General features: G+C 73.7%; 12 protein-coding genes. 2 read left to right on the forward strand and 10 right to left on the reverse strand.

The annotated features are described in order from the left end of the window. Nucleotides 1-271, reverse strand: a 271-nt coding sequence (locus EAD96_RS06975; RefSeq protein WP_121683661.1) for a GntR family transcriptional regulator, incomplete at its 3' end; no start/stop codon positions are given. Nucleotides 272-309: 38 nt separating this feature from the next. Between EAD96_RS06975 and EAD96_RS06980 the strand changes: the two genes are divergently transcribed. Together EAD96_RS06980 and leuE are read left to right on the forward strand one after the other, a co-directional pair. Continuing rightward, entirely contained in the window at nt 310-1557 is a 1248-nt protein-coding gene (locus tag EAD96_RS06980) for a bifunctional pyridoxamine 5'-phosphate oxidase family protein/GNAT family N-acetyltransferase (RefSeq protein ID WP_121683662.1), read from the forward strand. Then, a complete protein-coding gene (leuE, locus tag EAD96_RS06985; protein WP_120571072.1) occupies nt 1554-2216 on the forward strand; it encodes a leucine efflux protein LeuE in 663 nt (220 codons plus the stop codon). Before EAD96_RS06980 ends, leuE begins: the two co-directional genes overlap by 4 nt. Nucleotides 2217-2228: 12 nt before the next feature. Here leuE and EAD96_RS06990 read toward each other — a convergent pair whose 3' ends face one another. The 9 genes from EAD96_RS06990 to EAD96_RS07030 all read right to left on the reverse strand — a co-directional run bounded on the left by EAD96_RS06990 (nt 2229) and on the right by EAD96_RS07030 (nt 12014). After that, nucleotides 2229-3158 carry a sporulation protein gene (locus EAD96_RS06990; RefSeq protein ID WP_121683663.1) on the reverse strand — a complete coding sequence of 310 codons (930 nt, stop codon included), beginning with the start codon at nt 3156-3158 and terminating at the stop codon, nt 2229-2231. Nucleotides 3159-3258: 100 nt separating this feature from the next. Further along, complete coding sequence (locus EAD96_RS06995; protein WP_121683664.1) at nt 3259-4323, reverse strand: hemolysin family protein; 1065 nt, start codon at nt 4321-4323, stop codon at nt 3259-3261. Then, nucleotides 4320-5675 carry a hemolysin family protein gene (locus EAD96_RS07000; protein ID WP_121683665.1) on the reverse strand — a complete coding sequence of 452 codons (1356 nt, stop codon included), beginning with the start codon at nt 5673-5675 and terminating at the stop codon, nt 4320-4322. Before EAD96_RS07000 ends, EAD96_RS06995 begins: the two co-directional genes overlap by 4 nt. Nucleotides 5676-5838: 163 nt before the next feature. Beyond that, a complete protein-coding gene (mnhG, locus tag EAD96_RS07005) occupies nt 5839-6171 on the reverse strand; it encodes a monovalent cation/H(+) antiporter subunit G (protein WP_121683666.1) in 333 nt (110 codons plus the stop codon). 61 nt (nt 6172-6232) lie between these two features. Further along, nucleotides 6233-6496 carry a monovalent cation/H+ antiporter complex subunit F gene (locus tag EAD96_RS07010; RefSeq protein WP_013284715.1) on the reverse strand — a complete coding sequence of 88 codons (264 nt, stop codon included), beginning with the start codon at nt 6494-6496 and terminating at the stop codon, nt 6233-6235. Next, nucleotides 6493-7143, reverse strand: a complete 651-nt coding sequence (locus tag EAD96_RS07015; protein ID WP_121683667.1) for a Na+/H+ antiporter subunit E — start codon at nt 7141-7143, stop codon at nt 6493-6495. The genes EAD96_RS07010 and EAD96_RS07015 overlap by 4 nt, the downstream gene beginning before the upstream one ends. Further along, on the reverse strand, nt 7140-8645 hold the full coding sequence (locus tag EAD96_RS07020) for a Na+/H+ antiporter subunit D (protein ID WP_121683668.1): 1506 nt from the start codon (nt 8643-8645) through the stop codon (nt 7140-7142). The genes EAD96_RS07015 and EAD96_RS07020 overlap by 4 nt, the downstream gene beginning before the upstream one ends. Before the next feature lie 55 nt (nt 8646-8700). Next, nucleotides 8701-9183 (reverse strand): Na(+)/H(+) antiporter subunit C, encoded by a 483-nt coding sequence (locus EAD96_RS07025; protein WP_121683669.1) that lies wholly within the window; start codon nt 9181-9183, stop codon nt 8701-8703. Next, the gene (locus EAD96_RS07030; RefSeq protein WP_121683670.1) at nt 9180-12014 is read right to left on the reverse strand and encodes a Na+/H+ antiporter subunit A; all 2835 of its coding nucleotides are present in this window, start codon (nt 12012-12014) and stop codon (nt 9180-9182) included. The genes EAD96_RS07025 and EAD96_RS07030 overlap by 4 nt, the downstream gene beginning before the upstream one ends. Nucleotides 12015-12211 lie beyond the last annotated feature (197 nt).

Genomic DNA, 12211 nt, shown 5'->3' on the forward strand with positions numbered 1-12211 from the left:
GCGGGGGCAGCAGCGCGGAGCGGCGGGCGGCGACCGGCGGGCGGGGGCGGACCCGGGTGCCGTGCCGGCCGGCGGTCGCGACCAGGCCGCGCTGCCGCAGTTCCTGGTACGCCTTCGCGACGGTGGCCGGGCTGACGCCGAGGTCGGCGGCGAGCGCCCGGACGGCGGGCAGGGCGTCGCCCGGGGCGAGGTCACCGGTGCGGATGCCGGATTCGACGCTTGCCGAAATCGCGGCTGAGGTGGAACCGACGATCTGATAATGTGCTGCCACAGTTCGGAGATTGTACTAGCACGAAGGTGGGATGTCACGTGTACCCCCCGACCGAACGCACCACCGCCAGCCGCGTCCGCGACCGGATGCACTACGACCGGGCGACCGCCCACGCGCTGCTCGACGAGGCGTACCACTGCGCGCTGGCGTTCACAGTCGACGGTGAGCCGCGCGTCCTGCCGACGCTGCACGTCCGCCTCGGCGACACGCTCTACCTGCACGGGTCCACCGGCAGCCGGCCGCTGCTCGCCGCCCGGGGCGAGGCCGGGCTGCCGGTCTGCGTCGCGGTCACCCACCTCGACGGGCTGATCTACGCCCGCTCCCAGTTCCACCACAGCGCCAACTACCGGTCGGTGGTGGCGCACGGCACCGCCCGGCTGGTCGACGACCCCGGCGAGAAGGCCGCGGTGATGACCGCGCTGGTGGAGAAAGTGGCCGCCGGCCGGTCCGGCGACAGCCGCCCGCCGAACCGGCGTGAGCTGGCCGAGACGGCCGTGCTGGCGCTGCCGCTGCGCGAGGTGTCGGTACGGGTGCGCACCGGCGGCGTCAACGACGAGCCGGCCGACGAGGCGCTGCCGTACTGGGCCGGTGTGGTGCCACTGCGGCTCACGCCCGGCCGCCCCGAACCGGCGCCCGGTGTGGCCGCGCCGGTGCCTGCGTACCTGCGGGCGGCCCGCTCGCCGTGGCACGAGCCGGCGGTGCTGCGCGGTGAGCACGTCGTGCTGGAGCCGCTCGACCTCGCCCACGCCGACGAGCTGTACGCCGCCACCGCCGACCCGGAGGTCTGGCGGCACCTGGGCGGCACGCAGCCGGCCGACGCCGCCGAGATGCGCCGGGTGGTCGCCGGTTACCTGGACGCGCAGGAGCGCGGCGAGCAGGTGTGCTGGACGCAGCGCTGTGCGGTCACCGGCGGGGTGATCGGCACGACCTCCTACTACGAGATCGACCCGGTCCGCCGGTCACTGGCGATCGGCTACACCTGGCTGGGCCGCCCGTGGTGGCGTACCGGCGTCAACACCGAGGCGAAGCTGCTCCTGCTGGGCCGGGCCTTCGACGACCTGGACGCGGTCCGCGTGGTGTGGCACACCGACATCCGCAACGAGCGCTCGCAGCGGGCGATCGCACGGCTCGGCGCGAGCCGGGAGGGCGTGCTGCGGCAGCACAAGCAACGCGCCGACGGCTCCTGGCGGGACACCGTGCAGTACTCGATGCTCGCGCAGGAGTGGCCGAAGGCACAGGTCAGCCTGTGGGAAAGGCTTCGCCCGACGGCGGGCGCGGCGTCATGATGTCCGGCGTGCTGGGGATCACCGACATCTGGACGTACGTGCTGGGCACCGTGGCCATCGTGCTGCTGCCCGGGCCGAACTCGCTCTTCGTGCTGGCCACCGCCGCCCGCCGGGGCGTGGCCACCGGTTACCGGGCCGCCGCCGGGGTGTTCGTCGGCGACGCGGTGCTGATGGTCCTGTCCGCCGCCGGGGTCGCCTCGCTGCTCCAGGCGTACCCGCCGCTCTACCTGGTGATCAAGTACGCCGGCGCGGCGTACCTCGGGTATCTGGGGCTGGCCATGCTGCGCGGCGCGTGGCGGCGCTGGCGCGACCGCAACGACCCGGCCACGCCGCGCCTGATCGACGAGGTGGAGCCGGCGGAACAGCGGGAGCCGTTCCGGCGGGCGCTGGTGATCAGCCTGCTCAACCCGAAGGCGATCCTGTTCTTCGTCTCGTTCTTCATCCAGTTCGTCGACCCCGGGTACGCGTGGCCGGCGCTGTCCTTCCTGCTGCTCGGGCTGATCGCACAGGTCGCCAGCGCGATCTACCTGACCGTGCTGATCTTCACCGGCACGTACCTGGCGGCCCAGTTCCGGCAGCGCCGCCGGCTCGCCGCGAGCGGCACCACGGCGGTCGCGGTGCTGTTCCTCGGCTTCAGCCTCAAGCTCGCCGCCGGCTGACCGGCGGCGCGGTCAGGTGCCGTCGCCGCCTCCGCCACCACCGCCGATGCCCGCGCCGCCGGCCGTCCCACCGAGCCCGTAGCCCGGCGCGACGGGCCGGTCGGGGCGGCGGCTGACATGCGCCGACTCGCGGATCGTGACGGACCAGTCGGCGTGCGCGGCGGCCGCCGCGTGCCGGTCGACGGCGTGCCGCAGCCAGCCGTCCACTGTGGCCACCCAGTCGCGCTGGTCGGCCCCGGCGTGCCAGACCCGGAACCGGCTGATGCTCTGGTGGGTGATCCCGGCGAGGGAGAGCCGCCGGTCCACCCAGAGCAGCACCTCCATACCGGCCGGGTCGGTCATCATGATCACTTCGAGTTCGGTCATCGGCCCGGCGTAGAGCGGCGCGGCCCAGAACCCGTACCACTGCTGGAACGGCAACGTCTGCTCCACCCCCGGCAGCCGTCCCTCACGCAGCCCCGCCTGCCGGATCGCGAAGCCGAGCGTGTCCAGCGCGGCGAGCACGTGCTCCTGGGTGGGCAGCGGGTGGATCAGCACCGGCACCATCGCGCCCTGGTCCACCTCCGGGTCCACCGACACCTCGGTGCGCAGCCCGGTACGCAGGCTCAGCAACGGCACCCCGCCGTACGTGGTCACCGGCGACTCCCAGGGCAGCGGCACGGCGAAGTCGACCGCCCGCCGCCGCCCGGCCGGCACCACGAACCGTCCCGCGATCGTCCACGTCTGGAACTGCACCAGGCGGCGCGGCGCCTCCGGGTCCTCCGGCTCGACCTGGGTCACCAGCCCCAGCCGGATGTGCCGGACCGGCACGTCCGAGCCGCCGGCGCTCAACGTCACCCGGCCCGGCAGGCGCAGGCCCGGCCGGGTGCTCGGGTTGGGCACCGTGGTGCTCACCGAGAGCCCGGTCCAGGCGGAGTCCCGCGACACGCCGGTCAACCGCATGCCGGGGGCTTTCCCGCTGCCCGCCCGGCCATGCCAGGCCGGAACGGACGCCGGCCCGGCCGAGGTGGTGTTCCACCCCGCCGGGTCGGCGGCATGACGGTCAGCGCATCCGGCGGCCTCGCGGCACCGGGTCGGTCTCGTCGTCGAACTCCCCGATGACCTCCTCCAGGAGGTCCTCCAGCGCGACGAACCCGATCGGCCGGGTCGGCCCACCGCCGTTGCTCACCAGCGCGAGCTGCGCCTGCTGCGCCCGCATCGCGGCCACCGCCTCGGTCACCGACGCCTCGGCCGGCAACGTGAAGGCGTTGGTCATCAACTCCTCCGCGGTCGCCGGGCGGCCGGTGGTGACGGCGCGCACCGCCTCGCGTACGTGCACCAGGCCGCACACCTCGCCACCGCTGTCGACCACCGCCAGCCGGGAGCGGCCGCTGTCGCGGGACACGTGCTCGATCCGCTCGGCGGTCTCGCCCCGGCCCACCGTCACGATCCGGTCGAACGGCTCCATCACCTGGGCGACTGTGGTGCCCTGGAGCTCCAGCATGCTGCTGAGCAACTGGTGCTGCTCGGCGCCGAGCAGCCCGTGCTCCCGGGACTGCTCCAGCAGGATGCGCAGCTCGTCCGGGCCGTGCACCTGCGCCAGCTGGTCCTGCTGCTGCACCCCGAACAGGCGCAACATCGCGTTCGCGAGCCCGTTGAGCAGGGACAGCACCGGCCGGACGATCCGGGCGAACGCCCGGAACGGCAGCGCCAGCAGCATCGCCGAACGCTCCGCGTCGGTGATCGCCCACGACTTCGGGGCCATCTCGCCCACCACCAGGTGCAGGAACGTCACGAGCGACAGCGCGAACACCAGCGCCACCACGTGACTGGCGGCGGCGGGCAGGCCGACCGCGTGCAGCAGCGGGCTGAGCAGGTGCTCGATGGCCGGCTCGGCCAGCGCGCCCAGACCCAGCGTGCACAGCGTGATGCCGAGCTGCGCGCCGGCCAGCATGAGGCTCAGCTCGCGGACGCCGTCCAGCGCCGCGCGGGCCGCCCGGCCGCCGCCGGCCGCCGCCTGTTCCAGCCGGTACCGCTTGGCCGCGACGAGCGCGAACTCGGCGGCCACGAAGAACCCGTTGAGCGCCAGCAGCACCCCGGAGAAGATCAACGCGAACCCGGGGCTCATGCGGCACCCTCCCCGGACACGTCGGCGGTCGGCCGCAGCCGCACCGAGTCGGCCACGTGCCGGTCCACGGCCAGCACCTCGACCAGCACCCGCCGGCCGCCGGCCGGCCCGTCGCCGTCCGTGGCGACCGGGATCTCCAGCCGGTCACCGACCTCGGGCACCCGGCCCAGCTCACGCATCACCAGACCGGAGAGCGTGTCGTACTCGGGCGCCTCCGGCAGTTCGATGCCGGTGCTGTCGGCGACCTCGTCGATGCGCCAGCGCGCCGGGACCACCCAGGAGCCGTCCTCCTGCCGCGCCGCGGCGCGGTCCGGCGGGTCGTCCTCGTCGCGGATCGGCCCGACCAGCTCCTCGGCCAGGTCCTCCAGCGTGATCACGCCGGCGAAGCCGCCGTACTCGTCGACCACGCAGGCGAGCTGCCGGTGCCCGGACCGCAGGCGGTCCAGCACCGTCGGCAGCGGCAGCGTCTCGGGCACCAGCAACGGGGGTACGGCCACCGCGTCGACCCGGGTGGTCGCGCGCTGCGCCGGGGGCACCCCGAGCACGTCGGCGATGCCGACCACGCCGATCAGGTCGTCGACGCCCTCGGCGCCGCTGACCGGGAACCGGGAGTGGCCGGTGTCCAGCAGCTCGACGATCCGGCTGACCGGCTCGTCGGCCCGGACGGTGTGCACGTCGACCCGGGGCACCATCGCCTCCCCGGCGGTCAGCTCCCGGAAGTCCAGACCCCGGTCCAGCAGGTCGGACATCTCGGCGTCGAGATGCCCCTCCTCCCGGGACTCGGCGATGATCTGTTCCAGGTCCTGCGGGGTGGCGCCGCTGGGCAGCTCCTCGATCGGCTCGATGCCGACCCGGCGGAGCAGCCGTACGGCGGCCCGGTCGAACAGCGTGATCAGCGGACCGGCGATCTTCAGGTACATCAGGGTGGACCGGGACAGCGCGCGGGCGAGCGGCTCGGCCCGCGCGATGGCCAGGTTCTTCGGGGCCAGCTCGCCGAGGACCATCTGCACCACTGTGGCGATGATCAGGGCGAGGGCCACCGACAGCGGCAGCGACACCGAGGTGGACAACCCGGCCAGGCCGAGCAGGTCGGCCAGCCCGGCACCCAGGTACGGCTCGGCGACGTAACCGACCAGCAGGGCGGTCACGGTGATGCCGAGCTGCGCGCCGGACAGCATGAACGAGAGCCGCCCGGTCACCTCCAGGGCCCGGGCCGCGGCACGGTCGCCACCGTCGGCGAGCTGCTTGAGCTTGCCCCGGTCCACGGCGACGTAACCGAACTCCTGGGCCACGAAGTAACCGGTGGCGGCGGTGAGGACGGTGATGAGAAGGAGACCGACGAGGATCAACACGGGAGGTTCAGGGCTCCCGGGGTCGTCGGGGAGGGAATTCGCCGGGTATGACCCGGCCGGCTACTGCTGCCCTCCGGGGCAGGAGAGTCGATCATGCCGCCCATTTTATCGGGGGCCGCTGGATGTTCGCTGAGGGTGCCGGGAAGCCTCCCGCACGTCCGGTTCAGCGCCCGGCCAGTTCGTCGGCGTCCAGCAGCGTGCGGTCGACCCGCCCGGAGCGGTACGCGGCCCGGCCGATCATCTGCGCGGCCACCGGCGCGGTGGAGAGCTGGAAGATCGCCACCAGGACCAGCATGCCCAGATCCGAGGGGGTACGCAGGCGCAGCGCCAGCCCGGCCAGCAGCAGCAGGACGCCCAGCACCTGGGGCTTGGTGGCCGCGTGCATCCGGTCCAGGACGTCCGGGAAGCGCACCAGCCCGATGCCGGCGACCAGGGCCAGCGCCGCCCCGGCCAGCAGCAGGAAGCCACCCACCCAGTCCGCGACCGCCCCGGCCATCAGGCTGAGCCTCCTTTCGTTCGCGACTGCGGGGCTCGCAAACCCGGCTCACTCCTCGCGCTCACGCTTCGGCCCGGACCGCGAAGCGCACCAGCGACACCGACCCGATGAAGCCGAGCAGGGAGAGCACCACCAGGACGGGCAGAGTGGTGGCGTGCCGGTTCACCGCGGCCTCCGCCCCCACCGCGGCGAGCATCGCCGACAGCAGCAGGTCGGCGCCGACGACCCGGTCGAGCAGGGACGGGCCGCGGTAGATCCGGGCCAGGGCGAGCAGCGCGGTGGCCGAGAGCAGCACGGTGAGCGCGACGGCGAGCAGGACTGTCACTGGTGGTTCCTCCGTTCCACGGGTTCGATGTCGAGCCGGCGTACCTCGTCGGGAGATCCGATGGCGCGCACGATGCGCCGCTCGACGGCGAGCACGCGCTCGCGGCTGGCGGTGATGTCCTCGGGTCCGCGCACGTCGAGCAGGTGCACGTAGAGCACGCCCTCGGCCCGGTCGACGTCGAGGATCAGCGTGCCCGGCACCAGCGAGATCACCTCGGCGGTGAGCGCCAGGTTGAGATCGGTGCGCACGCGCAGCGGCACCGCGATGATCGCGCCGCGTGGGCGGTAGCCGAAGCGCAGCGCCACGGCGGCCACGTGCAGGCTGGCGCTGACCAGCTCCGCGACGAACGTGGCAGCGAACACCAGCAGCGCGCGGGGGCGTACCCGGCCGCCGAACGTGACCGGCGGCAGCGGGAAGAACAGCAGCACTGCCACGCCGACCACCAGGCCGGCGAACAGGTTGCCCCAGGACACGTCGCCCCACAGCATCATCCACGCGACGACCAGCCAGGCGAGCGCGACCGCCTGGTCCCGCCGCCGCCCACCCCGGCCGACCGTCGGTGCCGGCGCGTCCGGTGCGGGCGCGGCCCGGGGTACGCCCGCAGGCTCACCGGTCGCCCCCGCGCCCGGGGGCAGGTCGTCGGTCACGGCACGTCCCGGGGCAGGACCGCCCGCACGTACGGGGTGCGCTCGCGCAGGTCGGTGGCCGCGTCCGCGGTGACCTGGAACAGCGGCCCGGCCAGCAGCGTGAACAGCACGCCCAGCGCCACCAGGGCGGTGGTCGCCCCGACCATCAGCCCGGGCAGCCGGGCCGGCGGGGTGGCGGTGGCCAGCCGGGGCTCCCGCCAGAACGCGATGTTCCACACCCGGGAGGCGGCGTAGAGCGTGAGCAGGCTGGTCAGCGTGCCGGCCGCGACCAGCACGGCGGGCAGCGTGCCGCCGGCCGCCACGCCGGCCTGGAGCAGGCCGAGCTTGCCGAGGAACCCGGAGAACGGCGGGATGCCGGCGAGGTTCATCGCCGGGACGAAGAAGAGCACGCCGAGCATCGGGGCGATCCGCGCCAGGCCGCCGATCCGGCGCAGGTCGGTGCTGCCCGCGCGTTCCTCGACCAGGCCGGCGACCAGGAACAGCGTGGTCTGGATGGTGATGTGGTGCACCACGTAGAAGATCGCCCCGGACAGGCCGGCGACGCTGCTCAGCGCCACCCCGAAGATCATGTAGCCGATGTGGCTGACCAGCGTGAAGGACAACAGCCGTTTCAGGTCCGACTGGGCGACCGCGCCGAGGATGCCGACCACCATGGTCAGCCCGGCCACCACCATCAGCAGCGTGGCGACCTGCCCGCCGGGGAACAGCAGCGTCTCGGTGCGGATGATCGCGTACACGCCGACCTTGGTGAGCAGGCCCGCGAAGACCGCCGTCACCGGGGCGGGCGCGGTCGGGTAGCTGTCCGGCAGCCACGCCGACAGCGGGAACACCGCCGCCTTGATCCCGAACGCGAGCAGCAGCGTCAGTTGCAGGGTCAGGCGTACGCCCGACGGCAGCGCGTCCAGCCGGCCGGCGAGCTGCGCCATGTTCAGCGTGCCGGTGGCCGCGTACACCAGCCCCACGGCGGACAGGAACAGCAGCGACGACAGGATGCTGACCACCACGTACGTCGACCCGGTCCGCAACCGCACCTCGGTGCCGCCCAGCGTGATCAGCACGAAGCTCGCGGCCAGCAGGATCTCGAAGCCGACGAAGAGGTTGAACAGGTCCCCGGCCAGGAAGGCGTTCGTCACGCCCGCGGTCAGCACCAGGTACGTGGGGTGGAAGATGCTCACCGGCGCGGTCTCCCCGGTCTCCCCCCGGCCCTGGCCGATCGAGTAGAGCAGCACGCACAACGTCACCGCCGAGGAGACGAGCACCATCAGCGCCGCCAACTGGTCCGCCACCAGCACGATGCCCACCGGCGCCGGCCAGCCGCCCACCTGCACCACCACCGGCCCGAACCGGTACGCCTGCACCAGCAGCACCGCCGCCACCACCAGGACGCTGGACAGGCAGAGCACACTCACCCACCGCTGCAACCCGGGCCGCCCGGACAGCAGCAGGGTGAGCGCCGCGCCGAGCAGCGGCACCACCACCGGAAGCGGCATGAGGGCACTCACGGCGCCATCTCCGTTCGCGACTGCGGGGCTCGCAGACCCGGCTCACTCCTCGCGCTCACTGGGGCTCCCCGTCCCGGCGCAACCGCCGGCGGGCCGGCTCCGGATCCACCTGCTCCGGGTCGTCGTCCGGGCCCTCGCCGCCGAGGTCCGCCGTGGACACCTCGTTGCTCTCGGCGAGCCGGACGATCTGCCGGTCCTCCAGGTCGTCCTGCACCTCGTCGTCGCCGCTGGTGTACCAGCTCCGGTAGGCGACGGCGAGCAGGAACGCGGTCAGCCCGAACGTGATCACCACGGCGGTGAGCACCATGGCCTGCGGCAGCGCGTCGCTCATCGCGCCCGGCGAGGTGGAGCCCACGAGCGGTGCGGCGCCGGCCCGCCCGCCGAGCAGGATGAGCAGGTTCACGCCGTTGCCGAGCAGGATGATGCCGAGCAGGATCCGGGTCAGGCTGCGTTCCAGCAGCAGCGTCACACCGGCGGCGACGAGCACCCCGACCGCCAGCACCAGCACCAGCGTCGGCCCGGCCGCCCCCCTCGTCATGGTGGGCCGTCCCGCTGGACGACCAGACCTCGCCCGGCCTCGCCCGCGGCCTCCACGTGCCGGTCCACCTCGGCGCCCAGGCTCCGCAGGATGTCCAGCACCAGCCCGACCACCACCAGGTAGACGCCGATGTCGAAGAACAGCGACGTGACCAGGTAGAAGTCACCGATCGCCGGCAGCCACAGGTTGACCTTCACGCTCTGGAGCACCTCGCCGGTGAGCGCCAGGCCCAGCACGCCGCTGCCGACCGAGATGCCCAGACCCGCGCCGAGCACCGTGCCGGCCCCGACCGGCGCCGCCTCGGCCAGCTCGTACCGGCCGCCGGCCAGGTAACGCAGGGCCAGCGCAAGGCCGGCGACCAGCCCGCCCGCGAAGCCGCCGCCGGGGGCGTTGTGCCCGGAGAAGAGCAGGAACAGCGAGAAGACCAGCACGGTGTGGAAGATCAGCCGGGTGACCACCTCGAACACGATCGAGCGCCGCCGCTCCGGCAGCGTCTGCCCGCCGCGCAGCCACACCGTGCGCCGGTCGCCGGCGCGCAACGCGACCGGCTGGGGACGGCGGGGACGCGGCCCGGTGCGGGAACGCTCGTAGATCAGGCTGGCCACGCCGGTCGCGGTCACCACGAGCACCGAGATCTCCCCCATCGTGTCCCACGCCCGGATGTCGACGAGCGTCACGTTCACGACGTTGCGGCCGTACCCCTCGACCAGGGCCAGGTCCGGGAAGTCGGCGGAGATCGACGGCGCCCGCCGCGCTCCGGCCGCGGCCAGCGCCAGGCCGGCCATCACGACGCCGGCGGCGATCCCGATGCCGCGCCGGACCCAGCGGCTGCGGCGCAGCGGGCGGGCCGAGAAGCGCTCCGGCAGCCGCCGCAGCACCAGCACGAACACCGCGATCGTCGCGGTCTCCACCAGGAACTGCGTCAGCGCCACGTCCGGCGCGCCGTAGAGGACGAACATCATCGCGGTGCCGTAACCGGTCACGCCGACGAGCAGCATCGCGGTGAGCCGGCGGCGCGCGCCGACCGCGAGCAGCGCGGCGACCGCGATCACCACGCAGACCACGAGCTGGGCCGGGTTGTCCCAGGGCGCCAGGTCGACCCGCCACGGCGCGGTGGCGAGCATCGCCCCGCCCGGCACGAACACCAGCACGAGCAGCACGGTGCCGAGGTACTGCGGCAGGGAACCCCGCTGGGTGGCGCCGGTGACCTCGATGGCGAGCCGGTCGAATCCGTGCGTCACCCACTCGTACCCCTGGTTGCCGTTCACCGGCGAGCGCAGCCGCGCCAGCGCGGGCGCCAGCGGGCCGCGGATCAGGTGCAGCACCACACCGCCGGCCAGCACGAGGGCGGACAGGCCGAGCGCCGCCGTGGGTCCGTGCCAGAGCGCCAGGTGCTCCTCGACCGGCCCGAACAGCTCGGCGTACGGCTCGAACAGGCCGCTCAGCCACCCGGCGGCCGGACCGGCGGCGAGCCCGGCCACGGCGAGCAGCGCCGGGGGCACGAGCATCGCGGCGGGCGGCCGGGCCAGCTCGGTGTCCGGCACACCGGGCCGGGCGCCGAACGCGCCCCAGAGGAACCGGATGCTGTACGCGACGGTGAGCGCGCTGCCGACCACCAGCACGATCAGGACCAGTGGATCGCCGGTGAACGCGGCGAGCGCCGCCTCCTTCCCGACGAACCCGAGCAGCGGCGGCACCCCGGCCATCGAGGCGGCGGCCAGCGTGGCGACGACGGCCAGCACCGGCGCGGTCCGCCTGACCCCGGACAGCTCCCGCAGGTCACGGGTGCCGGCCTCGTGGTCGAGGATGCCGACGACCAGGAACAGCGCCGCCTTGAACAGGGCGTGTGCGGCCAGCATCGCCACGCCGGCCAGCGCCGCCTTCGGGGTGCCCGCGCCGAACACCACGGTGAGCAGGCCGAGCTGGCTGACCGTCCCGTACGCCAGCAGCAGCTTCAGGTCGGTCTGCCGTAGTGCCGCCCACCCGCCGATGACGAGCGTGACCAGGCCGGCGACCACCGTGACCGGCCGCCACCCGTCGACCGGGGCGAGCACCGGGCCGAGCAGTCCGATGAGGAAGATGCCGGCCTTCACCATCGCCGCCGCGTGCAGGTACGCGCTCACCGGCGTCGGGGCGGCCATCGCCACCGGCAGCCAGGCGTTGAACGGGAACACCGCGGACTTCGCCAGCGCCCCGGCGAGGATGAGCAGCACCGCGACGGTCAGGTATCCGCCGCCGGGCAGCGGCGCGGCGGCCACCTCCGACCACCGGTAGCCCCCGGCGTGGTGGCCGAGCAGCAGGAACCCGACGAGCATGGCCAGCCCGCCCAGCGTGGTCACGGTGAGCGCCTGCGCGGCGGCCCACCGGCTGGAGCGGCGCTCGGTGCTGTGCCCGATGAGCAGGTAGGAGAAGACCGTGGTCAGTTCCCAGAAGACGTAGAGCAGCAGCAGGTCGTCGGAGACGACGAGGCCGAGCATGGCCCCGGCGAAGGCGACCATGACGGCGGCGAACCGGGCCAGCCCGACCGACCCGGGCGGGAAGTAGCGGGCGGAGTAGACCAGCACCAGCGCGCCGACGCCGCCGACGAGCAGCAGCATCAGCCAGGACAACGTGGTGACCCGCAGCGCCACGTCGAGCTGGAGCTGCGAGATCCAGGAGTACGTCTCGACCACCTCACCGCCGTCGCGTACGTCAGCGGTGTGCGCCGCCGCCCAGACCGCTGTGGCGGCCGGGGCGAGCGCGAGCAGCAGGCAGGCGCGCGGGCCCCACCGGCGGACCAGCAGCGGGGCGAGCAGCGCCGCCACCAGGTGCACGATCAGCAGGACGAGCACGCGTACTCCCGGTCGAGGTGACAGCGCGCAGAACACGCTGGTGTCACAACCGATCACACGCCACAGAGGCACCGAACCGGGCCGTTTTCCCCAAAACCCACCCTTACCTCCACCCGGCCTCCCCGGCCTCCCCGGCCTCTCGGGCGGTGATCAAGGAGTTTGCGGCGGGATCGCGCGCGCTTCCGGACACGAACTCC

It is taken from the genome of Micromonospora sp. BL1, from assembly GCF_003667485.1.
Classification (GTDB): Bacteria; Actinomycetota; Actinomycetes; order Mycobacteriales; family Micromonosporaceae; genus Micromonospora; species Micromonospora tulbaghiae.